Genomic DNA, 26,400 nt, shown 5'->3' with positions numbered 1-26,400 from the left:
ATAAATTGAAATATCTGAATTTGAATTATGGGCAATTGAATGTTATAACCTATCTAATATTAAGCAACCCTTGAAGCCTTGTTTGCAATTGTTTTAAAATTTGCTCGATCCTATTATAGGAAAATTGGAGGTTTCCTTGCTTTGAATCATGTTCTTGAGTTTCAGTAACATCATTTTTTTTTAAAGATTCTTCTTTCTTATTTTCTGATGTTTCTGTTTTTAACTGATTAAGTTCTTGCTCCATGGCTTCTAGGTCTATTCCGTGGACATGTTTGTCGTAAAGTTTTAACCTTATTAAATAAACGAACGGGATGGTAATCATACAAATAGGAATGATCCACCAAATATTCTCAGTATCAATATTGTCATCAGAGTCAAAAACAACCTCGAACAATTGAAATGCATACATCGCTACCGGTATTAAAATAATGTGATACCACCAATCTCTCGATGTAAGAAACCAAATTATCAATAAATAAAGAGGGATGATTTTACTTGCTAGAAACCAGATGTATACAGAAGCATCTTCAAAACCTTGTGGAGAAATCTCTATTCCCAAAAACGTTGAAATACCCTCTTCGTTCAAAGGTATATACTCATATACTTTGTATAAAAAGGGCGAAATAGCAATAAAAAAAACAAGAAGAGATTCTATAAAAATTTTCTTCTTCGCCTTTCTTTTGTTAGTTCTTGAGACCATTAGTTGTATTAATTACTATTTGCTAACGGTCAATTATTATTATTAGTATAAAAAAAAGGAGCGATTTTATCACTCCTTTTCAATTACGTTTCAAGAAAAACTTATATTTTTTTGGTAAGTTTTCTTTTCTCAATTCCTATTTGTTGTCCATTGTCGTCCAAATTAACAATAGGTGCCACTGTGGCTAAAAGAAAAATTCCTAAAGCGATCGATGCTAAAAATGTTCTTTTGTTTTTCATTTTCATTAGGGGTTTGGGTTAAACATTAAAATAATCTTATTACAAACGTAAGAAAAAATGTACAAAAAAAATGTCTTTAAACGTAAAAAATGTACCTTTTAACGTAAAAATCAAGCAATTAATCGAATTTCAGGTATTTCGTCGAAAAAAAACAATAATAACGATTGAAAAACGATGTGATTTTGAATTTTTGTTAAAAGAAGCTGTGACCCCCAAAGGACTAGAAAATTATTTTTCGTTTATCGGTGTCTAAAATTTCAATTTTAATGTCGGTTGTATTTGTTGGCAAAAAAGAAGGTATTTTTTCTGGCCATTCCATAAAAACCCAGCTCGTGGTATCAAAATAATCTTCGATTCCCATATCCAAGGCTTCAATTTCATCTTTTAAGCGATAAAAATCGAAATGGTAGGCCAATAGGCCTCCCTCTTGGTCGGCGTATTCGTTTACGAGCCCAAAAGTTGGGCTGCTTACCTTGTCAACGCTTCCAAGCTCTTTTATAATAGCTGTTATCAATGTTGTTTTGCCCGCTCCCATAGGAGCATAGAATGCTACCGTCTTATTTGGTATGCTGGTAATTATCTTTTTTGCTACTTCTTGAATCTCGCGTTCCGAATAAATTAATTCCATCAAAAAACTATTTTGGCGATAAGACAATAAATGGTACGATCATTTCTTCTAAAGATACCCCTCCATGTTGATAGGTATTTCTATAATAACTAACATAATGATTGTAATTGTTTGGGTAAGCAAAGAAAAGGTCATTTTTAGCAAAAATAAAAGAACTGCTGACGTTTATGCTTGGAAGAAAAATTGATTTTGGATCTTTGGCGGCCATTACGTCTTTCTCTTCATAACTCAGGCTTCGCCCTGTCTTATATCTTAAATTTAAACTTGTTTCCCTGTCACCTACCACTTTTGAGGGAGACTTTACATTAATGGTACCATGGTCGGTCGTTATTATAAGTTTTAATCCCATGGCCTGTGCTTGCTGAATTATTTCCAGTAAGGGAGAATTTTTAAACCAACTTTGAGTAAGGGATCTATAAGCCTTATCATTGGATGCCAATTCTTTTATTACTTCCATTTCCGTTTTGGAATGTGAGAGCATGTCCACAAAATTATAGACAATTACCGTGAGGTCGTTATCTTTTTGTGATTTAAAATTTTGAGAAAGTTGCTTACCTTGTTTTAAACTACTGATTTTATGATACTCCCATTTTATATCGCATCCCAATCGTCGGAGCTGTTCTTCTAAAAATTTATCCTCAAATAGGTTCTTGCCCCCTTCTTCGGTATCGTTTTTCCACCAATCAGGATATTTTTTTTCCATATCCAGAGGTGTGAGTCCTGAAAATATGGCATTTCTAGCGTATTGGGTCGCGGTTGGCAAGATGCTACAATATGATTTCTCTTTGTTTTTTTTGTAAAACGAACCAACCGTTTCTTCAAAGGCGTACCACTGATCGTAACGAAGATTGTCTACCACTACCATTAATGTTTTTTGATCCTTGATCTCGGGGGCTACCCACTTTTTAAAAAGGGTATGTGACATGACGGGGGCATCCGGATTGGTAAACCAATCGGCGTAGTTTTTGTCAATGAACTTTCCAAATTGATTGTTGGCCTCTACTTTTTGAGACTCCAGAATTTCGAACATTCCACTATCTTCTATCTCTTCTAACTGCAATTCCCAATATATCAATTTTTTATAAAGCTCCTCCCATTCTGCGTAGGTGTTCACCATAGACATATCCATGGCAATTTTTCTAAATTCTTGTTGATAGTTACTAGTGGTTTTTTCCGACACCAATCTAGAGTGGTCTAAGCTTTTTTTAAGCGCAAGCAATATCTGATTAGGGTTTACAGGTTTAATTAAATAGTCGGCTATTTTAGACCCAATGGCTTCTTCCATAATAAACTCTTCCTCACTTTTTGTAATCATGATAACGGGTAAAGAAGAGTCTATGAGCTTGATCTCGCCTAAGGTTTCCAAACCTGAAATGCCGGGCATATTCTCATCTAAAAAAACAATATCTACCCGGGTTTTTCTTAATTCCTCTAGTGCTTCTTGTCCACTTTTTGAAGTAATAACCTCATAATTCTTGTTTTCTAAAAATAAGATGTGTGGTTTTAAAAGATCCACTTCATCATCTACCCAAAGTATTTTTATCTTGTTCATTTAAGAAATTTATGGTCTATAAGCTTGCGTTAATTATGATATCATTGGTAAAAACTATTCATAAAGGCCCTATGTGAGTAATTACAATTGCATAACTTTGGGGCTTTGTGAACAACTACTGTGTTTTTAATGAAATACAACAAGCTAAAAATATTTAATGATCCAATTTACGGATTTATTAGAATCCCCAATGATTTGATTTTTGATTTGATCGCCGATCCTTATTTTCAAAGGTTGCGGAGAATATCTCAAATGGGGCTTTCTTATATGGTATATCCAGGGGCTCATCATACAAGGTTTCACCACGCGTTGGGGTGTATGTACTTGATGCAAAAAGCAATTTTGGCACTCCGCTATAAGGCCGTTGAAATTTCCGAAGAGGAGGAAATAGGATTGTTATGTGCTATATTATTACATGATATAGGGCATGGCCCGTTTTCACATGCGATGGAGCATAGTATCGTAAAAGATATAAGTCATGAGCATATTTCGCTCCAATTTATGCACGAGTTAAACAGGAAGTTCGATGGCAAACTAACTTTGGCAATTGAAATATTTACAGGTAAACATCCTAAAAAGTTCTTAAACCAACTAGTATCCAGTCAATTGGACATGGATCGTTTGGACTATCTTAAAAGGGATAGTTTTTATACCGGGGTTGCCGAAGGAAATACCAATGCAGATCGTTTAATTACGATGCTTAATGTAGTCGACGGCAATTTAGTGCTAGAGGAAAAAGGGATTTATTCCGTAGAAAAATTCCTGATGGCCCGTAGATTTATGTATTGGCAGGTTTATTTGCACAAGACCTCGGTTGTGGCCGAACAGATTTTGATCAGTATTTTGAAGAGAGCACGGTTTTTATTAGACAAAAACCATCAACTAAACGCCAGTAATGCACTGATGTTTTTTTTGTCGAACGAAGTAAGAATGGATAATTTTGACACAAAAGTACTTGATCAATTTTCAAAATTGGACGATATAGATATCTTATCCGCTGTTAAAGAATGGCAAGATTCAGATGATTTTGTATTGTCCACATTATGTCAGATGTTAATAGACCGTAAATTATTACATATTAAAGTTCGCAAAGAGCCGATAACCAAGAAAAAGTTGGATAACAAAAAGAGAAAAGTGCAACAAAGGCTTGGTTTAAAAAACGACGATGAGATATCCTATTTCGTTTTTACCGGAAAACTGGAAAACAGAGCCTACAACCGTAACCATCAGAATATTAATATTCTTAGAAAAAACGGTAAAATCGTGGATGTTGCAAAGTTGTCGGACCATTTAAATTTGAATGCACTTTCAAATACCGTTACCAAATATTATATCTGTTACCCAAAAGAAGCCGTTTAACAATTTTTCTTACATTTGTGCCCATGGTATTTACAGCAGGTCAAATTGCAGGTATATTGGAAGGTGAAGTCCATGGAAATCCAGAGATAGCCGTCCATAAACTTGCAAAGATTGAGGAAGGTGAAAAAGGGTCTCTGACTTTTTTGGCCAATCCAAAATATACTTCTTTTATATATAAGACAAAAGCGTCGGTCACTATAGTGAACAAAGATTTTGTTCCGGATCAGGAACTAAGTACTACATTAATTAAAGTAGAGGATGCCTACAAGTCTTTTTCCAAACTTTTGGAATATTATAATGAGGTAAAAAATAATAAAATAGGTATAGAGGAACCCGTTTTCAAGGCCCAATCGGCGGTCTACGGGAAAAACCTTTATTTGGGGGCGTTTGCCTATGTGGGCAATAATGTGGTAATTGGCGATAATGTCAAAATATATCCTAACGCCTATATTGGAGACAATGTAACCATTGGTAACAATGTGGTTATTTTTGCTGGAGCAAAAATTTATTCAGAAACCGTTATCGGAAACAACTGTGTTGTTAATAGCGGTGTTATTATAGGTGCCGATGGTTTTGGTTTTGCACCCAATGAACAAGGGGAGTTTACAAAAGTTCCGCAGACCGGCAATGTAATTCTTGAGGACAATGTTGATGTTGGGGCCGGTACTACGATAGACAGGGCTACTTTAGGATCAACAATTTTACGAAAAGGGGTGAAGTTGGATAATCAGATCCAAATTGCCCACAACGTAGAAATAGGGGAACATACGGTAATAGCCGCCCAAACCGGTATTGCAGGTTCTGCCAAAATAGGAAAACATTGTATGATTGGTGGGCAAGTTGGTATTGTTGGCCATATAGTTATAGGAGACAATGTTAAGATACAGGCCCAATCGGGAATTGGAAGAAATGTAAAAGATAATGAAGTGCTACAGGGGTCTCCAGCCCTTAATTACGGAGATTACAATAAGTCTTATGTACACTTTAAAAACTTACCTAAAATTATTAGTAGAATCGACAACTTGGAAAATAAGGACTGACGATGAAAACAGCATTTAAACAAAGAACAATAAATAAAGAGGTCTCTTTGACCGGAGTTGGATTACATACAGGTGGTAATGTTACCGTTAAATTTTTGCCAGCTCCCGAAAATCATGGGTACGCTTTTAAGCGTGTGGATTTGGAAGGTACACCCGTAATCGAGGCCGATGCCAATTATGTGGTAAACACCCAAAGAGGTACCAATTTAGAGAAAAATGGCGTCAAAATTCAAACATCGGAGCATGTCTTGGCGGCACTTGTAGGTTTGGAAATTGATAATGTTCTTATAGAATTGGATTCTCCAGAACCTCCAATTATGGACGGATCTTCAAAGTTTTTTGTGGAAGCATTGGAAGAAGCGGGAATCGTTGAACAAGATGCTTATAGAGAAGAATATGTTGTAAAAGATGTTATTTCTTATAGGGATGAAGCTAGCGGAAGTGAGATTACGATTATACCTTCACATGAATATCAGATTACCACTATGGTAGATTTTGGTACCAAGGTTCTTGGTACTCAAAATGCCAATTTGGAAAAATTATCAGATTTTAAAGAAGAAATAGCCGATGCTCGTACTTTTAGTTTTTTACATGAGCTGGAAATGCTTTTGGAAAATGGACTGATTAAAGGAGGGGACCTAAATAATGCCATAGTATATGTAGATAAGGAGATTTCCGAAGCTACTATGAAAAAGTTAGAAAAAGCGTTTAACAAAAAGAAACTTTCTGTTAAGCCAAATGGTATTTTAGACAACCTAACTTTACATCACCCAAATGAAGCCGCAAGACATAAGTTGTTGGATATAATAGGTGATTTGGCCCTAATAGGAACCAGAATACGTGGTAAGGTTATAGCTAGTAAACCTGGTCATTTTGTGAATACACAATTTGCAAAAAAAATATCTAAGATCATAAAATTGGAACGTCGCAACAATGTTCCTCAATACGATTTGACCCAAAAACCTTTAATGGATGTTACTCAAATCATGAACATGTTGCCTCACCGGCCTCCCTTTTTATTGGTGGACAAGATTCTTGAGTTGTCCGACTCCCATGTAGTAGGAGTGAAGAATGTAACCATGAACGAGCCTTTTTTCGTAGGTCATTTTCCCGGGGCTCCGGTAATGCCCGGTGTTTTACAGGTAGAAGCAATGGCCCAAACAGGAGGAATTCTTGTATTGAGCACCGTGCCAGATCCAGAAAATTATTTGACATTTTTCATGAAAATGGATAATGTGAAATTTAAAAGACAAGTACTTCCAGGCGATACGTTGATTTTTAAATGTGATTTAATATCTCCCATACGTAGAGGAATATGTCATATGCAGGCCTATGCTTATGCCAATGATAAATTGGTTTCAGAAGCGGAACTAATGGCACAAATAGTTAAATCAAAATAAAATAGTAGCATGAATCAACCCCTTGCCTATGTTCACCCAGGCGCTAAAATCGCAAAAAATGTTGTGATAGAGCCTTTCACCACCATCCATAACAATGTAACCATTGGGGATGGCACATGGATCGGTTCTAATGTTACTATTATGGAAGGCGCTAGAATTGGTAAAAATTGTAATATCTTTCCCGGAGCGGTTATTTCGGCTTCTCCACAAGATTTGAAATATGAAGGAGAGGAGACTACGGTAATCATTGGAGATGGAACCACCATTCGCGAATGTGCTACCATACACAAAGGTACTTCTGATAGGATGAAAACGGTTATAGGAAAAAACTGTTTGATAATGGCCTATTGCCATGTGGCACATGACTGTGTCGTAGGTGATAATTGTATATTTTCAAATAATTCTACATTGGCCGGACATGTAACCATTGGCGACAATGTAATTTTAGCAGGTTTGGTGGCCGTACATCAATTTGTGTCTATTGGCCAGCATGCATTTGTTACCGGAGGTTCTTTGGTTAGAAAAGATGTGCCCCCTTATGTAAAGGCGGCGAGAGAGCCCTTGTCGTACGTAGGTATCAATTCCGTAGGACTAAGAAGAAGGGGATTTCAGTCAGAAAAAATACGTGAAATACAAAACATCTACCGTATCTTATATCAAAAGAGTTACAATAACTCCCAAGCGGCTCAAATAATAGAGGCCGAAATGGAGGCTACCCCGGAAAGAGACGAAATTCTTCAGTTCATAAGAGACTCTCAAAGAGGTATTATGAAAGGATATTTTAGTAATAATTAAGGATAAACAAAAAGTGTAAGCCATATTTATGGCGACTATTTTAATAATTAAGTTTTAAGCAAAATGGCATCTACATCAGATATTAGAAAAGGATTGTGCATTAGATATAATAATGACATTTATAAAATTATAGAGTTCTTACACGTAAAACCTGGTAAAGGTCCTGCTTTTGTGCGAACAAAATTAAAAAGTGTATCTACCGGAAAAGTGTTGGACAACACGTTTTCTGCAGGACATAAAATTGATGACGTACGTGTAGAGACAAGATCTTATCAATTTTTATATGCGGAAGGAGAAACGTATCATTTTATGAATACGGACGATTACAACCAGATTACCCTTCAAGAAAGTGCCTTGGATGCACCAGGATTGTTAAAAGAAGGGGAAGTCGTTAAGATCATGTTCAATACCGAAGACAGCATGCCTTTATCCGTTGATATGCCTGCCAGTGTTATACTTGAGGTAACTTATACGGAGCCCGGAGTTAAGGGAAATACGGCAACCAACGCTACCAAACCTGCAAAAGTTGAAACTGGAGCAGAGGTAAATGTTCCCTTATTTATAAATGAGGGCGATAAAATTAAAATAGACACTTCTACCAGTTCCTATATGGAAAGGGTTAAAGAATAAAATTTCAATCTTTGAGATTTCCGACAACATTTACGCTCAACCAGATAGCTGAAATTATAAATTCAGAGTATGTGGGTCCCCATGATTTTCCAGTACTGGGAATGAATGAAATTCATGTGGTACAGGAAGGTGAGATTGTCTTTGTGGACCATCCAAAGTATTATGACAAGGCTTTGGCCTCAAAAGCCACTATTGTTCTAATAAACAAAAGAGTAGATTGTCCTGAAGGTAAGGCGCTGTTGATTTCAGAAGACCCTTTTCGTGATTTTAATAAGTTAACCCGTTATTTTAGTCCTTTTGTATCCTCTGCCAGTGCCATTTCAGATTCGGCCAAAATTGGTAAGAATACTATAATACAGCCCAATGTGTTCATAGGAAACAATGTGGTTATAGGCGATGATTGTAAAATTCATTCGAACGTATCCATTTATAACAATTGTATTATAGGTAATAATGTTACCATACATGCAGGAAGTGTACTTGGAGCCGACGCTTTTTATTACAAGAACAGACCAGAAGGTTTCGATAAATTATTGTCGGGCGGTAGAGTAGTCGTAAAAGACAATGTAGATCTTGGTGCATTATGTACTATAGACCGTGGAGTTACCGGAGATACAACGATTGGAGAAGGAACAAAGATAGACAACCAAGTACATGTAGGGCATGACACCGTTATAGGTAAAAAATGCCTTATAGCTTCCCAAACAGGTATAGCGGGCTGTGTAATTATTGAGGATGAAGTTACCCTTTGGGGACAAGTAGGTACCAACAGTGGTATCACGATCGGTAAAAAGTCTGTGGTTATGGGGCAAACGGGAGTTACAAAATCTGTAGCCGGAGGTAAAAGTTATTTTGGAACTCCTATAGAAGAGTCCAGGGAAAAATTAAAACAATTGGCATATATCAAGAAAATTCCGGATATAATTAAAAAGCTAGAGGATAAATAAGAAGAAGAATTCTTTAGTATTCATTGACAAACATATATTTTTGCGTAGAAATAAAAACCAAACAGAAGTATGAGCGTTTTAGTAAATAAGGATTCCAAAATAATTGTACAAGGATTTACAGGAAGTGAAGGTACTTTTCATGCCGAACAGATGATCGAGTACGGTACCAACATCGTTGGTGGTGTAACACCTGGTAAAGGAGGTCAGGAACATTTAGGAAAGCCTGTTTTTAATACAGTTAGCGAAGCGGTCGAAAAAGTAGGAGCGGATACGACCATTATATTTGTGCCGCCTGCATTTGCTGCCGATGCTATTATGGAAGCCGCCAATGCGGGAATCAAAGTTATTATTACTATTACAGAAGGTATTCCTGTTGCCGATATGGTGATGGTCGCCAATTACCTAAAAGATAAAGATTGTAGGTTGATAGGGCCAAACTGCCCAGGAGTAATTACACCAGGTGAGGCAAAAGTAGGTATTATGCCAGGTTTTGTTTTCAAAAAAGGAAATATTGGAATCGTTTCTAAATCGGGTACTTTAACCTATGAAGCTGCCGACCAAGTGGTAAGACAAGGGTTGGGTATTACAACTGCCATTGGTATTGGTGGAGATCCGATTATCGGAACCACTACAAAAGAAGCTGTTGAGCTTTTGATCAATGATCCAGAAACAGAATGTGTGGTTATGATCGGTGAAATAGGTGGTCAGTTAGAAGCTGATGCCGCAAAATGGTATAAGGAAAGTGGAAGTAAAAAACCGGTCGTAGGATTTATCGCCGGTGAAACTGCACCTGCCGGTAGAACTATGGGACATGCCGGAGCTATCGTAGGAGGTAGTGATGATACTGCACAAGCTAAAAAGAAAATCATGAGAGAACATGGTATTCATGTAGTTGATTCTCCTGCGGAAATCGGAGCTAAAGTAAAAGAGGTAATGGGGTAGTATCCTATTAAAATATACTTAAATCCCGTTCATGCGGGATTTTTTTTCGCCTATATATCAAACAAAACTTATATTTGACATAAGACCTTACAAATAGTGACCAGATGAAATTATTAGAAGGAAAAAACGTAATTATTACAGGTGCCAGTCGTGGAATAGGAAAAGGTATAGCCAGGGTTTTTGCCCAACATGGTGCAAACATAGCATTTACTTATAGTGCTAGTGAAGCCCCTGCTTTGGAACTAGAGGAAGAATTGAAAGGTATGGGGGTAAATGCAAAAGCATACAAAAGTAATGCCGCCAGTTATGAAGAGTCAGAAAAACTAATTGCCGATGTGCTAAACGATTTTGACGGTACCATAGATGTATTGATCAATAATGCGGGAATTACGAAAGACAACCTTCTTATGCGAATGTCCGAGGCTGATTTTGATCAGGTTATAGACATTAACCTTAAGTCGGTTTTTAATATGACAAAAGCGGCACAGCGGACTTTTTTAAAGCAACGTAAAGGTTCTATCATAAATATGAGTAGTGTAGTAGGGGTAAAAGGAAATGCCGGGCAGGCCAACTATGCGGCCTCAAAAGCTGGTATGATAGGTTTTACCAAATCTATTGCCCTTGAATTGGGATCTAGAAACATTCGTTGCAATGCAATAGCCCCTGGCTTTATAGAAACCGAAATGACCGGTAAGTTGGATGAAAAGGTAGTACAGGGCTGGAGAGATGCCATACCTTTAAAAAGAGGTGGCTCTACCGAAGATATTGCCAATGCCTGTCTATTTTTTGCTTCTGACCTATCTTCCTATGTAACGGGACAGGTTTTAAACGTGGATGGCGGAATGCTGACCTAGCCTTTGTTGGTTTTAGGGTAGGTGTACGTTATCTACTAGGGTAATTATTACTAATTCTGAATAAGTTTTTTAAATGCAAACTGAAACAGTATTGCTTATTATTATGGCTGCAATCGTAGCTATGGGAGTATCACTGTTTCAGTATGTCGTTAAGAAAAAAAAGAAAGGTAAACTCTTCTATTTATTATCCTTACTAAGGTTTTTAGGTTTTTTTTCGATTTTATTGTTGATTATTAATCCGAAATTTTCAAAAACTACTTATTCAATAGAAAAACCGAATTTGGTTCTATTGTTGGACAATTCATCGTCTGTGCAACAAAATGACGATGAGATAAGCTCCATACTTTTGACCTTTAAAACCTCAGGGGAAATTCTTGATAAGTTTAATGTAGAAGCCTACACCTTTGGTGAAAGTTTAAAGTCTGGCGATAGCCTTGATTATAAAGAAAAGCTTACCAATATAGATAAATCGCTCAGTTCCCTGCAAGAGGTATACAAAAGAAGAGAAACGGCTTTTGTACTTATTTCTGATGGAAACCAAACTATAGGCCGTGATTATACCTTTATCTCTGGCAACAGTAAAAATCCCGTATATACCGTTACGGTGGGCGACACTACACGATATGAAGACATAGGCGTTGGTAACATCAATACGAACAAGTTTGCTTTCTTAAAAAATAAATATCCTCTTGAAACATATGTTACCTATCAAGGAGAAGGTGCTATTTCGACTAACGTGAACATTCGTGTGAATGGTACCAATGTTTTTAAGGAAAAAGTAAGTTTGTCAAAATCGAACAATCTTAAAACAATTGAGACCCTTGTCGATGCCAATAGTGTAGGTGTAAAAAATATTGAAGTTAGCGTAGAGCCCTTGTCCAATGAGAGAAACCTTATTAACAATACAAGAAAGACCACGGTAGAGGTTATCGATGAAAAAACAAGTATAGCCATAATTTCCAATGTTCTACATCCAGATTTGGGCACGCTTAAAAAGGCTATTGAGAGCAATGAGCAACGAGTGGTTACAATTTTAAAGCCAACAGTGTCATTAAAGGAATTGGAGGAAATGGATCTGTTTTTGTTATATGAACCTACCAGTGTCTTTAATAACATATTTGAATTTATTTCCAATAAGCAAAGTAATTATATCGTATTTACGGGTGTAAATACCGATTATGCCTACCTGAACAAAGTTCAAAATGATTTTAATATTGAATTGGGATATCCTGTTCAAGAAATATTTGGCAGTGTAAATTCTGTTTTTTCCAAATTTGACATCACTGATTTTGATATCAATGATTTTCCTCCCTTACGAAGTGATGCAGGGCCTCTAGCAATAAACAAATCACATGAAATTCTATTAAATACACAGGTTAGGGGAGTGGACATCAACTCGCCAATGTTAACTGTTTTAAGCGATAATTCATGGAAAAAAGGCATATGGATGGGTTCTGGTATTTGGAAATGGAGAATGCAATCTTATCGAAATTGGGGAAATTTCGAAAACTTCGATAAGTTCTTTGGAAAGCTAATGAGGTACATGTCGGGTAATTCGAAAAGAGAGAGATTTGGTTTACAATACAGTCCTTTGTACGAAGGCAGCAATACGGCCTTCGTTTCGGCCACCTATTTTGATGAAACCTTTGTTTTTGACCCCAATGCAAGCATAAACATAGACATAAAGAACAAAGAGACCAATGAGGAACTAACGCTTCCGATGCTATTGAAGAATGGATATTATGAAGTGGACTTAACCAATTTAATACCTGGAACATATAACTTTAAAGTGCACGTAATCAACGAAAACCTCTCTAAAACCGGCAGTTTTGTAATCTCCGATTTTGATTTGGAAAAACAGTTTATTTCTAGCGATTACCGTAAAATGGCCTTACTGGCACAAAATACAGGGGGCAAAAGCTATTTTACGGCCAACCATAGTAATTTGTCCGCTGAGCTTACTTCCAGTGATGTTTTTGTGCCGACCCAAAAGAGCTCTGAAAATATTGTATCTTTGATAGATTTCAGAATACTCTTGGCATTAATTATGTCATCCTTCACTATAGAGTGGTTTATTAGAAAATATAACGGATTAACTTAAACAAAAATATATGGACAAATTACCAAAAATCGCATTACCTGTAATCTTCGCATTAGTTCTTATTATTATTTTAATTTCAAAATCTGCCGTAACAATAGGTTCCGGAGAGGCGGGGGTGCTATATAAGACATTTGGTGGCGGTGTTGTAACCGATGAGCCACCTTTGGGAGAAGGTTTTCATATTGTTGCACCTTGGAACAAGGTTTTCGTATATGAGGTTCGGCAACAAGAAGTTTATGAAAAAATGAAAGTACTTTCTAGCAATGGCCTTGATATTCAGTTAGAGGCTTCTACTTGGTTTCAGCCAAAGTATGAAGACCTTGGCAAATTGCACAAAGAAAAAAGTGAAATGTACAAAGAACGTATTTTGTTACCTGCTATACGTAGTGCAGCAAGAAGCGTTGTAGGTAGATATACGCCCGAGCAACTTTATTCCAGTAAAAGAGATGCCATTCAAGCAGAGATTTATGAGGAAACAAAAAAGATTGTAGACGGTCAGTATATTCAATTAAATGAAATATTGGTACGTGACGTTACCTTGCCTAATACTATTAAGGAAGCTATAGAAAGAAAGCTAAAGCAAGAACAAGAGTCTTTGGAGTATGAATTTAGACTGGTAACGGCTTCAAAAGAAGCAGAGAAGGTACGTATAGAAGCACAGGGTAAGGCCGATGCGAACAAAATACTAAGTGCTTCATTAACAGATAAAATATTGCAGGACAAAGGTATAGATGCTACTCTGGAACTTGCCAAATCGCCCAATGCCAAAGTAGTGGTGGTGGGTAGTGGAGACTCTGGTTTACCATTGATATTAGGAAACAACTAAAACACGTAGTAAAAACTTTTTGTTTCATTTTTAACTTTTGTTTTGTGATATCAAAAATACCTTTTACTTTTACCACATAATGAGAAACAGAACTATACATCATCATTTCCATACACACGCTCAGGCGAGGTAGGAATGTATTGTAGTAGTGCAACATATTTAAAAACCCGTTTGAGCAATCAAACGGGTTTTCTTTTTAAACTTCGGTTTGATCGTTCAAGCACAATAAAAAGATAATGACAAAAATTAGGATCGCTATTCAAAAATCAGGAAGGTTAAACGAAGAATCCCTTCAAATTTTAAAAGATTGTGGAATTTCTATTGATAATGGAAAGGATCAGTTAAAAGCTTCGTCCAGAAATTTCCCCATAGAGGTGTTCTACCTAAGAAATGGAGATATTCCACAGTATTTAAGAGATGGTGTAGTAGATATCGCCATTATTGGCGAGAATGTATTAATAGAAAAAGGTGAGGATATATCGATAGCCGAAAAACTAGGTTTTTCTAAATGCAAGGTGTCAATAGCGGTTCCGAAATCCGTCAAATATAATTCCGTAAAAGATTTGGAAGGCAAACGAATAGCCACTTCATATCCCAATACAGTTCTAAATTACTTAAAAGCAAAAGGGGTAAATGCTGATTTACACATAATTAATGGGTCTGTAGAGATCGCACCGAATATTGGCTTGGCAGATGCTATTTGTGACATTGTAAGCAGTGGTAGCACTTTGTTCAAGAATAATTTGAAAGAAGTAGAGATTATGCTTACAAGTGAGGCCGTATTGGCCGTGTCCCCTAAAATTTCGGTCGAAAGAAGAGAATTGCTACAGAAATTACAGTTCAGAATTCAATCGGTGTTAAGGGCTAGAAGTTCTAAATATGTCTTGTTAAATGCGCCCAATGAAAAGTTAGACGGCATCTTGAAATTATTACCGGGCATGCGGAGCCCTACGGTTTTACCTCTGGCCGATGAAGGCTGGAGCTCTGTTCATACAGTGATAAACAAAGATAAATTCTGGGAAGTCATAGATGAGTTAAAAAGCGCAGGTGCAGAAGGTATTTTAGTTTGCCCAATAGAGAAAATGGTATTGTAGTGGGCTTTATAAGAAAAGAAATGAATAAAATTTATAACCCTAAAAGAGAAGACTGGAAAGACGTTCTTAAACGTCCTACGCAAACAGTTGCCGATATTGAGGCATTGGTAACCGGTATTTTTGAGGAAGTTAAAACGAATGGGGATAGTATATTGCAAAAATATACCCAACAATTTGACAAAGTTACTTTAGAAAACTGCTTGGTTTCCGATACCGAAATAAAAGAGGCTACCGACTTAGTATCCGATGATTTGAAAATGGCCATTGAATTGGCCAAAAACAATATTGAAAAGTTTCATAAAGCACAAAAGACGGATCGTGTTGAAGTGGAAACCACAAAAGGAGTCTCTTGCTGGCAAGAAAAAAGACCTATTCAAAAAATAGGCCTTTACATTCCTGGGGGCACAGCACCTTTGTTTTCTACCATATTAATGTTGGCTATACCGGCCACTATAGCAGGTTGTTCAGAAATCGTATTGTGTTCTCCTCCAGATAAGGAAGGGAAATTGAATCCCGCTATTCTATATACGGCCAATTTGTGTGGTGTTACCAAAATTGTAAAAGTGGGTGGTATACAGGCCATTGCCGGTATGACATTTGGTACGGAGTCCATTCCAAAGGTCTATAAAATTTTTGGACCTGGAAATCAGTATGTAACAGTGGCCAAACAACTGGCTACTAAGTACGGGGTGGCTATAGATATGCCTGCCGGACCTTCAGAGTTATTGGTGGTCGCCGATGATACCGCAAATGCAGCTTTTGTGGCATCTGATTTACTCAGTCAAGCAGAACATGGGGTCGACAGTCAGGTTATTTTGGTATCGACCTCTAAAACCATGATCGATGCGGTAGAAAAAGAAGTGGCATTACAGTTAGATGCTCTACCTCGAAAAGAGATTGCCGAACAGGCTATTGCCAACAGTAAACTCATATTTGTTGAAGATGATAGTACGGCGATAGACCTAATCAACGAATATGGTCCTGAACATTATATCGTATGTGTGGACAATGAGGATTTTTATGTGGAGAACACCCAAAATGCCGGGTCGGTGTTCATAGGTAACTATACACCTGAAAGTGCTGGAGACTATGCCTCAGGTACAAACCATACGCTACCAACAAATGGGTATGCAAAGCAGTATAGCGGAGTAAACCTAGACAGTTTTATGAAGAGCATGACGTTTCAAAAAATTAGTAAAGAAGGTATATCCGCTATCGGAAAAGCTATTGAAACAATGGCGGAAGCAGAAGGTTTGCAAGCACATAAAAATGCAGTGACACTGAGATTAAAAAGTATAAAATAAAAGTGGTTGAATAGTACTATAGAATCAATGAGTTTTGACCTAGATAAAATAACAAGAGAGAACGTAAAAGGGCTTAGTCCGTATTCTTCGGCACGAGACGAGTATGTATCTGACGGTTCTACCATGGTCTTTCTAGATGCGAATGAGAATCCTTATGATAATGGGGTCAACCGTTATCCAGACCCTCAACAAAGAGGTTTAAAGTCTATTTTGGCCAATCAGAGAGGTATCAAGGAAGAAAACATTCTTTTGGGCAATGGGAGCGACGAAGTGTTAGATTTGTTGTTTAGGGCCTTCTGTGAACCTAAAGAAGACAATATCCTTACTTTGCCACCAACCTATGGCATGTATAAAGTATTGTCTGGCATCAACCTAGTAGAAAACAAGGAAGTACTGTTAGATCATGATTTTCAGCCCAATATTTCCAAAATTTTAGAAAGTATAGATAACCATACCAAATTATTATTCCTCTGTTCTCCAAACAACCCTACAGGAAACAGTTTTTCCCAAAAAAGGATTGAACAACTTTTGGAATCTTTCAATGGTCTAGTGATAATAGACGAAGCCTATATAGATTTCTCATCACAAAAAAGTTGGGTTTCCAGACTAGGGGAATATCCCAATCTGGTTATTACTCAAACCTTGTCAAAAGCATACGGAATGGCAGGTATACGTCTAGGAATATGTATGGCTTCCAAAGAAATTATTGCGGTCTTAAATAAAATAAAACCACCTTATAACGTAAACGAATTAACGCAGCAAAGGGCTATTTCTAGAGTTATAGATCAAAAAGGGGTACAGCAAGAAGTTTCCAATATTTTGGAGGAACGAGAAAAATTGAACAAAGCTTTATCGGAAGTTTCCTTTGTGACCGATATTTTTCCGACAGATGCTAATTTTATACTGGCGAAGGTCGATGATGCCACTAAACGGTACAACCAATTGTTGGAAAAAGGTATTGTAGTGAGAAATAGGACCACGCAGCCTTTGTGTAAAAACACGTTGCGGTTTACCGTGGGTACATCCAATGAAAATAAAAAATTAATCAAGGCTTTAAAAGCATTATCGTAAAACATGAAAACTAAAAAACGTGTATTGTTTATAGACCGTGACGGTACCATAATCAAAGAAACAGCAGATGAGCAAATAGATGCCTTCGAAAAAATGATCTTCTACCCAAAGGCCTTTACCTATTTAGGTAAAATAGCTAAGGAGTTGGACTATGAACTTGTAATGATCACCAACCAAGATGGTTTGGGTACCGATGTTTTTCCCGAAGATACTTTTTGGCCGGTACACAATTTTATCCTAAAATCTTTTGAGAATGAAGGTGTAGTTTTTGACAAGGTTTTTTTGGATCGTACTTTTCCGCATGAAAATGCCGATACCAGAAAACCTGGAACAGGATTGTTAACCGAATACTTTTCTGAAGACTACGACTTAAAAAACTCTTTCGTGATCGGCGATCGTTTAACGGACATGGAATTGGCCAAGAACCTTGGCTCTAAAGGTATTTTCATAAATGACAATACAAATTTGGGAACTGATGAAATTACGGTAAAGAGAACAGAATTGGACGATGTTATTGCACTGGAAAACAATGACTGGGAAAAGATTTACGAGTTTTTGAAATTAAAGGATAGAACGGCGGAGTACCATAGAAAAACGAACGAGACGGATATTTTTATAAAGCTAAACCTAGATGGTACTGGAAAAAGCAATATTAAAACAGGTTTGGCATTTTTTGACCATATGTTGGATCAATTGGCCCGTCATGGACAAATGGATTTAACTATTAAGGTAGACGGTGATTTAGAGGTGGATGAGCACCATACCATTGAAGATACAGGTATTGCCCTAGGAGAAGTGTTTAACAATGCCCTAGGGAATAAACTAGGAATAGAACGTTATGGTTTCTGTTTGCCTATGGATGACTGCTTGGCACAGGTCGCTATCGATTTTGGTGGACGAAACTGGTTGGTTTGGGATGCTGAATTTAAAAGAGAAAAGGTGGGGGATATGCCAACCGAAATGTTCCATCATTTCTTTAAATCGTTTACTGACGGAGCAAAAGCAAACCTGAACGTTAAGGCAGAAGGTACCAACGAGCATCATAAGATAGAAGCTATTTTTAAGGCTTTTGCAAAAAGTATAAAAATGGCGGTAAAAAGAGATGTTGAGAAGATGGTGTTACCAAGTACCAAAGGAGTTCTATAATAGTATAAGGTATTAAGTGCAAAGTATATAGTCGTTTTAAGATTTACTCTGTACTTCATACTAATTACTTAATACTAGTTTTAATGAAAATAGTAATAATTGATTACGGGGCGGGCAATATTCAGAGTATTAAGTTCGCCATAAAACGGTTGGGCTTTGATGCGGTTTTAAGTAGTGATTCCGATGAAATACAAAATGCCGATAAAGTAATTTTCCCGGGAGTAGGCGAGGCAAGTAGCGCCATGAAAAAATTAAGGGGCAGTGGTCTGGATAAGATTATACCAACCCTAAAACAACCAGTATTGGGCATTTGCCTTGGTATGCAATTAATGTGTAAGTCATCAGAAGAAGGCGATACAGAAGGGCTGGGGATTTTTAATGTGGATGTAATAAAATTTAGTGACCAGGTGAAAGTTCCACAAATAGGTTGGAATCAAATTACGAACCTTAGGTCAGATTTGTTCAAGGGGGTTGTGGAGAATGAGCATATTTACTTGGTCCATAGCTTTTACGCTCCGTTATGTGCCGAAACAATAGCTGAGTGTTCATACGGACTAAACTATAGCGCGGCACTACAAAAAGATAATTTTTATGGCACGCAATTTCACCCAGAGAAATCTAGTGATGTTGGTGAAAAGATTTTAGAAAATTTTTTAAAAATGTAATGAAGCCAAATTACTTTATATCAAAAGATAAAAGTCTATTAAATGTAAGAGCCATACAGGGGTTTATCGCAAATTCTTATTGGGGAAATAATAGAACTATCGAAGATGTCAAAACAACCATTGAACATTCGTACTGTTTTGGTATATACACCACAGAAAATGAACAAATTGGTTTCGCTCGGGTAGTAACCGACTACATCTACTTTGGATATTTTATGGATGTTATTATCCTCGATAAATTTCAAGGTCAGGGTTTCGGTAAAAAACTTGTAACATTTATGTTAGATGACCCTATTATAAAAAATCTGAAAACGATAGCATTAAAAACCAAAGATGCCCACAAGCTGTATGAGCGGTACGGATTTAATAAAATAGGAGATTCAGCATTATGGATGTCAATTGATAAGCAAAATTTTAGAATAAATGAGAATTATACCAGCCATAGATATCATAGACGGTAAGTGCGTACGCCTTTCTAAAGGGGATTATGATACCAAAAAAATATACAATGAAAACCCGTTAGAAGTTGCGAAAGAGTTCGAAGCCCACGGAATAAAACATTTGCATTTAGTAGATTTAGATGGTGCAAAATCCAAGCATATTGTTAACCATAAAGTTTTGGAGCAAATTGCAACCAAGACCGGTTTACAAATTGATTTTGGAGGGGGGTTAAAAACAGATGAAGACTTGCGTATCGCTTTTGAAAGTGGCGCAAAGCAAATTACAGGTGGTAGTATTGCAGTAAAGGATGCTGAAACATTTATTGGCTGGATAGAAAAGCATGGTGCCGATAAAATAATATTAGGAGCCGATGCTATGGACGAAAAAGTTGCTGTTTCGGGCTGGTTAGAAGAATCTAAAGAAGAATTGATTCCATTTATTCAATCGTACCAAGAAAAGGGAATTCAATATGTTATTTGTACCGATATTAGTAAAGATGGTATGTTAGAAGGTCCTTCTTTTGAATTGTACCAAAGGATATTGGACCAAACAGAGAATTTAAAATTAATAGCTTCAGGTGGCATATCCGCCTTTGACGAGTTGCCAGAATTAGCAGAAATAGGTTGTGAGGCAACAATAATAGGAAAAGCCATTTACGAAAACAGAATCAGTCTAAAACAGCTGGAGACATATATTTTAAGTCATGGATAAAGAGGCACAATTAGTTGAAGAATTGGTGAAAAATGCATTGTATCGTATGGATGAAAGCACCCGCATGATACAGAAAAGCTTGGTGGATATTTCTGAAGAGGAACTTTGGTTAAAACCGAACGAGTCACTTAACAGTATCGCCAATTTGATGTTGCATTTATGTGGAAACATTTCGCAATACATTATATCGTCTTTAGGTGAAAATGAAGATACCAGACAGCGGGATACCGAATTCTCGACCGTGGGCGGTCTCACAAAATCAGAAGTTTTAGACAAGTTGGAAGACACGGTAGATACTGCAAAGCGTATTATTTTTGATGCGAACACAGACCAATTGTTAAAACTAAGGTCGGTTCAAGGATTTACCTTCTCTGGTGTCGGGGTTATTCTCCATGCTGTTGAGCATTATTCATACCATACAGGGCAAATTGCCTTTTGGGTAAAACAGTTGAAGAATACCGATTTAGGTTTTTATGACAGTGTCGATTTGAATATAAAAAATAAGTAACAATTAAATACTATAAAGTACAGAGTACCAAGTACGAAGTTCAAAATACAGAATTAGTAGAGCCAAATGGATAAAAAAGGTAAATCGTATACAGCATCAAGTATAAAAAAACTTACATAATATTGATTTTATAATACTTAGTACTGTTGACTTAGTACTTAACACTAAAAAAATGCTAGCAAAAAGAATCATTCCCTGTTTAGACATTAAAGACGGTAGAACTGTTAAAGGTGTAAATTTTGTGGATTTACGAGATGCCGGAGACCCTGTAGAATTGGCGAAAATATATAGTAAAGAGGGGGCAGATGAACTGGTGTTCTTAGACATTTCTGCAACCGAACAAAAACGGAAGACCTTAGCGGATTTGGTCTACCATGTAGCAGAAAACGTAAATATTCCCTTTACCGTTGGAGGAGGAATCTCATCAATAGAAGATGTAGACATACTGCTTAAAAATGGAGCGGACAAGGTATCTATAAATTCGTCGGCGGTCAAGAACCCACAGTTGATTAACGATTTGGTGGCTAAATTCGGCTCACAATGTATTGTGGTCGCTATAGACGCCAAACAGATAGATGGAGAATGGGTCGTACATTTGGTAGGAGGCAAAGTACCTACAGAACGTAAATTGTTTGAGTGGGCCAAGGAAGTTGAGAAAAGGGGAGCAGGAGAAATATTATTTACCTCTATGGACCATGACGGAACTAAAGATGGCTTTGCCAATGAAGCATTGGCAAAATTATCGACTGAATTAAATATTCCGATCATTGCTTCTGGTGGTGCGGGAAGAAAGAAACATTTTACCGATACATTTATCAAAGGAAAAGCCGATGCTGCTTTAGCGGCCAGTGTATTTCACTTTAAAGAGATAGGAATAAAGGAACTAAAAGAAGAATTAAAGGAAAACGGTATTCCGGTCAGGTTGTAACCCTTGTACCCTTATATACCTCAAACATTTGTGCCAAGGGCACATTTAAAAATAATGTATTATGAATTTTAACACACCTAATTGGGAGAAAATGAGCGATGGCCTAGTACCTGCGATTATTCAGGATGCACGTACAAAAAATGTATTAATGCTGGGTTACATGAATGCCGAAGCATTAAAGAAGACCCAAGAATCGGGTAAGGTTACCTTCTACAGCCGTTCTAAAAAACGATTATGGACGAAAGGAGAGGAAAGTGGTAATTTTTTGAATCTTGTAAGTATTAAGAACGACTGTGATAACGACTCACTCTTGATAATGGTCAATCCTGTAGGCCCAACTTGCCATACAGGAACAGCTACTTGTTGGGGAGAAGACAATAACCCAAATTTTGGTTTTTTCTCAGAATTGGAAGCTACTATAGAACAACGGCGAACATCGGCAGATGGCAACAAGTCGTACGTAGCTTCGCTGTTTGAAAAAGGCATTAATAAGGTTGCCCAGAAAGTAGGGGAAGAGGCTGTAGAAACGGTTATTGAAGCTATGGATGACAATGATGAACTTTTCATTTACGAAAGTGCCGACCTATTGTTCCATTATCTTATGCTCTTACAGGCAAAAGGGTATACTTTAAAGGATATTGAAGCGGAATTGATAAAGCGAAAAAAGTAAATCTTATTACATACATGATTTTAAAAAAAGGGTGTTCATTATAAAAATGCGCAACCTTTTTTTATTTTATAAAGATGTTTTTTACTACCACCACACCACAAAAAACTTCTCAAATGCAGTATTATTTTTCTTCATCCATACCAAAGGTGAATTCTGTTTAAGGAGCTGTTCTTCTATTTTAACTATGATTTCTTTGTGTGAAGTCCATTCGCTGTTGGTATCGGGGTTTAAAATCCATTCTCTTTTACGGGGAATGTAAAATTGATAAGAGGTAAAGGCATTGGTGTTAAAGTCTTGTAATCGTAACCAATAGCCAACAATACATTGTTCGTTTAATGGGTGTACTTGTAAAATATCCGTTTTATAAGGTTTAAATAATTGAGCCTTAAAACATGTTTGATGTATTAAATAAGAAACATCAAGCTCTAAGCCAGCCAACGCTTTTGTACCCGCTTCAGTATGTAAAAGGGTGAATTGTTTGTTCTTTATTTTCTCCATTTTCAAGAAGAAAGCATCTCGTATATTAGGGCCTATCAATTGGTGTAACGGTTCTGAAACATCTGTATCTATAATATAGAATTTATAAGTCAGTTCTATATGTATAAGTTGTTCGTTTGCAACATCCCTCAGTATAAAATCAACTTCTCCTAACGTTTGTTTTCCTTCCCGAATAGGTAAGTTATAAACTAGTACTTCATACTGTGAAGAATGGTCCAATAACTGCTTGCACACATTTTCCAATTGATGTCCTAAACGTAAATTTTCGGGTATGGGAGCAGGGGTGAAGTTTGACAAATCCATTTTTGGAAATTCAAACTGCATAATATCAAACCGGGTATGTTCCCAAATTGGTGGGGTATTTAAAAAGCCTATGGCTTGGTTAATGATTGTTGGTTTGCTGTTGATGGTGTTTTATTTAGTTGTTGTACTTCCGCTACGTTCAGTAACCAACTTAAGTATCATTTAAAAAGAATTAAGTCCGGTAACTGAGTGAAGCCGAAGTTACTTTATTATAATGCTCTGGGCAAAACGATATACCCAATATATATGGGCTCGGCGTCTAGTGCAAAGCTTTTACCGCAATCGAACAATTATCAACAGCAAACATCAAACAACATCATAGAACCAACTTCTTAAACAACAACGTTAACATTTCTTAAATACGAATGGCATCCAACCGAAATGTGTTAATTTTATAATATGGCTATGAATATAAGAAAAGGATATCGTTTTCAGACCTATGAGGCTCCCGAGCAATCTGTTTTTGATAAACTGTTCGAAGTTTTCCAGGAATTGATTACACATACTTCAGGTGATTTTGACGAGGCTATCGATTGGTTAAGGGAACTGGACAAGGAATATGAACTCACCACCGATGATTATACTATTGACGATTTTATAGAGGAACTAAAAGCAAAAGGATACATTAGGGAAGAGTTTGAAGATGGTGCTGGAGGAGAAGGGGACGAAGGAAATGAAAATGGGGGGAAAGGAAACATTTCAATTACCGCCAAAATGGAGCGCCTTATCCGGCAACGGGCTCTAGACCAGATTTTCGGAAAGATAAAACGAAGTGGTTCGGGCAACCATAAAACAGGTAAATCTGGTCAAGGAGATGAACATACCGGAGATTTTCGTGAATACCGTTACGGCGATGGTCTAGAGCACATTTCTATGACCGAAAGTCTAAAAAATGCACAGATCAATCACGGGGTAGGTAGTTTTCAATTAAATGAAGAAGATCTGGTAGTAGAGGACACTCAATATAAGGCACAGATGAGCACTGTATTGATGATCGATATAAGCCATAGTATGATTTTGTACGGTGAAGACCGTATTACCCCTGCTAAAAAAGTAGCCATGGCCTTGGCGGAGTTGATCACCACGCGTTACCCAAAGGACACTTTGGATATTCTTGTTTTTGGTAACGATGCTTGGCCCATACCAATAAAAGACCTTCCGTATTTAAAAGTAGGGCCGTACCATACAAATACTGTGGCAGGACTGCAATTGGCAATGGATATATTGCGCCGTAAACGTAATACCAACAAACAGATATTTATGATTACGGACGGTAAGCCCAGTTGTCTAAGACTTCCAAATGGCACTTATTATAAAAACAGTGTCGGACTTGATGACTATATCGTAGAAAAGTGTTACAACATGGCCCGGCAGGCCAGAAAATTACATATTCCCATTACAACTTTTATGATTGCCCAAGACCCTTATTTAATGCAGTTTATCCGTCATTTTACGGAAGCCAACAAAGGCAAGGCCTTCTTTACGGGATTAAAAGGGTTGGGAGAAATGATTTTTGAGGACTACGAGACCAACAGACGAAAAAGATTGAAATAAGAATAGAGATTGTTATATATGAAAATAGACTATAAAAAAGTAAATAACCTAGGCGAACTAAAATCTCTCGGGTATAAAACCAAAAGTATAAAAGATGAACTTCGTGACAACCTTATTCTAAAAATAAAGAAGGGAGAAGAAACTTTTACCGGGGTCTGGGGTTATGAAGATTCTGTGATCCCCGAATTGGAGAGGGCTATATTATCTCGGCATAATATTAACTTATTGGGCTTACGCGGACAGGCAAAAACACGTTTGGCCCACCTAATGGTAAATCTTCTGGATGAATATATTCCCGTAGTAAAGGGGTCTGAAATTAATGACGATCCATTTGAGCCCATGTCTAGATACGCGATGGAGCTTATTAAGGAAAAAGGGGACGACACCCCTATTTCTTGGTTGCACAGAGATGAACGTTTTGCTGAAAAACTAGCCACACCAGATGTTACCGTGGCAGATTTGATCGGGGATGTAGACCCCATAAAAGCGGCCAATCTTAAATTATCCTATGCAGATGATAGGGTAATTCATTTTGGGATGATCCCAAGGGCCAATCGTTGTATTTTTGTTATTAACGAGTTGCCCGACCTTCAGGCCCGTATTCAGGTTTCGTTGTTCAATATTTTAGAGGAAGGAGACATACAGATCCGTGGGTTTAAACTAAGGTTACCCCTCGATATACAATTTGTTTTCACTGCAAACCCCGAAGATTATACAAATAGGGGCAGTATTGTAACTCCATTAAAAGATAGGATAGGTTCTCAAATTCTTACCCATTATCCGGATGATATTGAGACCGCCCGTAAAATTACGGAGCAAGAAGCCAATTTAGACGAGCGTCAAACCAGTTCGGTATATGTTCCCGATCTCGCAAAAGATTTGTTGGAACAGGTGATTTTTGAAGCCCGTAACAGCGAATACGTGGATGCCAAAAGTGGTGTAAGTGCCCGTACAAGTATTACGGCTTTTGAAAATTTATTAAGTACCGCAGAAAGAAGGGCCTTACTGACCGATGCCGAAAACACTGCAGTACGGCTAAGTGATTTTGTTGGTATTATACCTGCCATTACAGGAAAAATAGAATTGGTATATGAAGGTGAACAAGAAGGTGCGGACGGTGTTGCCGAAATATTAATAGACGATGCCGTAAAATCACTGTTTCCAAGGTACTTTCCAAAAATAAATAAGTTGGAACGTAAAGATGAGGAAACCGTGTACGATGAGCTATTATCCTGGTTTTTTCAGGGAGAAGGTTTTGAACTCTTGGACGATTTTACAGATGAGGAATATAAACGTGCCTTGGACAGTATTCCTGCATTGAACCAACTAGTAAAGGAACACCAACCGGAATATCCGGAAAAAGACCTTAATTTCTTAAAAGAATTATTGTTATGGGGATTGGTGTGCTATAAAAAATTGAACAAACAGCGTTTTTCCGAAGGATACTATTTTAAAGACTTATACAGTAATTTTTTAAATGATATTTAAAAAAAA

Annotated in this window: 27 protein-coding genes; 22 read left to right on the top strand and 5 right to left on the bottom strand. The window is 37.1% G+C overall.

The features are described from left to right. Positions 1–49 precede the first annotated feature (49 nt). From AB657_RS04510 to porX, 4 genes are all read right to left on the bottom strand, one after another. Entirely contained in the window at positions 50–700 is a 651-nt protein-coding gene (locus AB657_RS04510; protein ID WP_047245402.1) for a hypothetical protein, read from the bottom strand. Positions 701–801: 101 nt separating this feature from the next. After that, positions 802–939 (bottom strand): hypothetical protein, encoded by a 138-nt coding sequence (locus tag AB657_RS17940; RefSeq protein ID WP_157491583.1) that lies wholly within the window; start codon positions 937–939, stop codon positions 802–804. Positions 940–1,159: 220 nt separating this feature from the next. Continuing rightward, positions 1,160–1,567 (bottom strand): tRNA (adenosine(37)-N6)-threonylcarbamoyltransferase complex ATPase subunit type 1 TsaE, encoded by a 408-nt coding sequence (gene tsaE, locus AB657_RS04500; protein ID WP_047245400.1) that lies wholly within the window; start codon positions 1,565–1,567, stop codon positions 1,160–1,162. Between the two features lie 7 nt (positions 1,568–1,574). Then, entirely contained in the window at positions 1,575–3,119 is a 1,545-nt protein-coding gene (gene porX / locus AB657_RS04495) for a T9SS response regulator signal transducer PorX (RefSeq protein WP_047245399.1), read from the bottom strand. Positions 3,120–3,248: 129 nt separating this feature from the next. Here porX and AB657_RS04490 point away from each other — a divergent pair, with 129 nt between their 5' ends. From AB657_RS04490 to hisIE, 20 genes are all read left to right on the top strand, one after another. Then, positions 3,249–4,478: an HD domain-containing protein gene (locus AB657_RS04490; protein WP_047245398.1), complete on the top strand. Its 1,230-nt coding sequence runs from the start codon at positions 3,249–3,251 to the stop codon at positions 4,476–4,478. A 23-nt stretch (positions 4,479–4,501) separates the two neighbouring features. Further along, positions 4,502–5,518, top strand: coding sequence for a UDP-3-O-(3-hydroxymyristoyl)glucosamine N-acyltransferase (gene lpxD / locus AB657_RS04485; RefSeq protein WP_047245397.1), 1,017 nt, complete (start codon positions 4,502–4,504; stop codon positions 5,516–5,518). A 2-nt stretch (positions 5,519–5,520) separates the two neighbouring features. Beyond that, complete coding sequence (locus tag AB657_RS04480; protein WP_047245396.1) at positions 5,521–6,918, top strand: bifunctional UDP-3-O-[3-hydroxymyristoyl] N-acetylglucosamine deacetylase/3-hydroxyacyl-ACP dehydratase; 1,398 nt, start codon at positions 5,521–5,523, stop codon at positions 6,916–6,918. A 9-nt stretch (positions 6,919–6,927) separates the two neighbouring features. Then, positions 6,928–7,713: an acyl-ACP--UDP-N-acetylglucosamine O-acyltransferase gene (lpxA, locus tag AB657_RS04475; protein ID WP_047245395.1), complete on the top strand. Its 786-nt coding sequence runs from the start codon at positions 6,928–6,930 to the stop codon at positions 7,711–7,713. Positions 7,714–7,776: 63 nt separating this feature from the next. Continuing rightward, positions 7,777–8,343, top strand: coding sequence for an elongation factor P (gene efp / locus AB657_RS04470; RefSeq protein WP_047245394.1), 567 nt, complete (start codon positions 7,777–7,779; stop codon positions 8,341–8,343). Positions 8,344–8,354: 11 nt separating this feature from the next. After that, positions 8,355–9,290, top strand: coding sequence for a UDP-3-O-(3-hydroxymyristoyl)glucosamine N-acyltransferase (locus AB657_RS04465; RefSeq protein ID WP_047245393.1), 936 nt, complete (start codon positions 8,355–8,357; stop codon positions 9,288–9,290). Between the two features lie 69 nt (positions 9,291–9,359). Next, a complete protein-coding gene (sucD, locus tag AB657_RS04460) occupies positions 9,360–10,232 on the top strand; it encodes a succinate--CoA ligase subunit alpha (RefSeq protein WP_047245392.1) in 873 nt (290 codons plus the stop codon). Positions 10,233–10,336: 104 nt separating this feature from the next. After that, positions 10,337–11,086, top strand: a complete 750-nt coding sequence (gene fabG / locus AB657_RS04455; protein ID WP_047245391.1) for a 3-oxoacyl-[acyl-carrier-protein] reductase — start codon at positions 10,337–10,339, stop codon at positions 11,084–11,086. Between the two features lie 73 nt (positions 11,087–11,159). Next, a complete protein-coding gene (locus AB657_RS04450; protein ID WP_047245390.1) occupies positions 11,160–13,187 on the top strand; it encodes a hypothetical protein in 2,028 nt (675 codons plus the stop codon). Between the two features lie 10 nt (positions 13,188–13,197). After that, positions 13,198–14,013, top strand: coding sequence for a prohibitin family protein (locus AB657_RS04445; protein ID WP_047245389.1), 816 nt, complete (start codon positions 13,198–13,200; stop codon positions 14,011–14,013). Between the two features lie 236 nt (positions 14,014–14,249). Next, a complete protein-coding gene (gene hisG / locus AB657_RS04440) occupies positions 14,250–15,107 on the top strand; it encodes an ATP phosphoribosyltransferase (RefSeq protein ID WP_047245388.1) in 858 nt (285 codons plus the stop codon). Between the two features lie 20 nt (positions 15,108–15,127). Next, complete coding sequence (gene hisD / locus AB657_RS04435; protein ID WP_047247805.1) at positions 15,128–16,411, top strand: histidinol dehydrogenase; 1,284 nt, start codon at positions 15,128–15,130, stop codon at positions 16,409–16,411. A gap of 27 nt (positions 16,412–16,438) precedes the next feature. Further along, a complete protein-coding gene (hisC, locus tag AB657_RS04430) occupies positions 16,439–17,482 on the top strand; it encodes a histidinol-phosphate transaminase (RefSeq protein ID WP_047245387.1) in 1,044 nt (347 codons plus the stop codon). Between the two features lie 3 nt (positions 17,483–17,485). Continuing rightward, entirely contained in the window at positions 17,486–18,628 is a 1,143-nt protein-coding gene (gene hisB, locus AB657_RS04425) for a bifunctional histidinol-phosphatase/imidazoleglycerol-phosphate dehydratase HisB (RefSeq protein ID WP_047245386.1), read from the top strand. An 83-nt stretch (positions 18,629–18,711) separates the two neighbouring features. After that, positions 18,712–19,293, top strand: coding sequence for an imidazole glycerol phosphate synthase subunit HisH (hisH, locus tag AB657_RS04420; protein ID WP_047245385.1), 582 nt, complete (start codon positions 18,712–18,714; stop codon positions 19,291–19,293). Then, positions 19,293–19,754 carry a GNAT family N-acetyltransferase gene (locus tag AB657_RS04415; protein WP_047245384.1) on the top strand — a complete coding sequence of 154 codons (462 nt, stop codon included), beginning with the start codon at positions 19,293–19,295 and terminating at the stop codon, positions 19,752–19,754. Before hisH ends, AB657_RS04415 begins: the two co-directional genes overlap by 1 nt. Further along, complete coding sequence (gene hisA / locus AB657_RS04410) at positions 19,717–20,445, top strand: 1-(5-phosphoribosyl)-5-[(5-phosphoribosylamino)methylideneamino]imidazole-4-carboxamide isomerase (RefSeq protein ID WP_047245383.1); 729 nt, start codon at positions 19,717–19,719, stop codon at positions 20,443–20,445. Before AB657_RS04415 ends, hisA begins: the two co-directional genes overlap by 38 nt. Then, positions 20,438–20,953 carry a DinB family protein gene (locus AB657_RS04405; RefSeq protein ID WP_047245382.1) on the top strand — a complete coding sequence of 172 codons (516 nt, stop codon included), beginning with the start codon at positions 20,438–20,440 and terminating at the stop codon, positions 20,951–20,953. Before hisA ends, AB657_RS04405 begins: the two co-directional genes overlap by 8 nt. A gap of 172 nt (positions 20,954–21,125) precedes the next feature. Beyond that, complete coding sequence (hisF, locus tag AB657_RS04400; protein WP_047245381.1) at positions 21,126–21,881, top strand: imidazole glycerol phosphate synthase subunit HisF; 756 nt, start codon at positions 21,126–21,128, stop codon at positions 21,879–21,881. Positions 21,882–21,942: 61 nt separating this feature from the next. Continuing rightward, complete coding sequence (gene hisIE / locus AB657_RS04395) at positions 21,943–22,551, top strand: bifunctional phosphoribosyl-AMP cyclohydrolase/phosphoribosyl-ATP diphosphatase HisIE (RefSeq protein ID WP_047245380.1); 609 nt, start codon at positions 21,943–21,945, stop codon at positions 22,549–22,551. Positions 22,552–22,635: 84 nt separating this feature from the next. Here the strand turns inward: hisIE and AB657_RS04390 are convergent, their stop codons facing one another. Next, positions 22,636–23,352, bottom strand: a complete 717-nt coding sequence (locus tag AB657_RS04390; protein ID WP_198146872.1) for a DUF1853 family protein — start codon at positions 23,350–23,352, stop codon at positions 22,636–22,638. Between the two features lie 399 nt (positions 23,353–23,751). Between AB657_RS04390 and AB657_RS04385 the strand changes: the two genes are divergently transcribed. Together AB657_RS04385 and AB657_RS04380 are read left to right on the top strand one after the other, a co-directional pair. Then, the gene (locus AB657_RS04385; RefSeq protein ID WP_047245379.1) at positions 23,752–24,906 is read left to right on the top strand and encodes a vWA domain-containing protein; all 1,155 of its coding nucleotides are present in this window, start codon (positions 23,752–23,754) and stop codon (positions 24,904–24,906) included. Between the two features lie 18 nt (positions 24,907–24,924). Continuing rightward, the gene (locus AB657_RS04380; RefSeq protein WP_047245378.1) at positions 24,925–26,394 is read left to right on the top strand and encodes a magnesium chelatase; all 1,470 of its coding nucleotides are present in this window, start codon (positions 24,925–24,927) and stop codon (positions 26,392–26,394) included. The last annotated feature ends 6 nt before the right edge of the window (positions 26,395–26,400 follow it).

Source organism: Maribacter thermophilus (assembly GCF_001020565.1).
In the GTDB taxonomy this organism is placed as follows: Bacteria; Bacteroidota; Bacteroidia; order Flavobacteriales; family Flavobacteriaceae; genus Maribacter; species Maribacter thermophilus.
The sequence above is the reverse complement of the archived record's forward strand: the minus strand, read 5'-3'. Positions and strand labels throughout refer to the sequence as shown.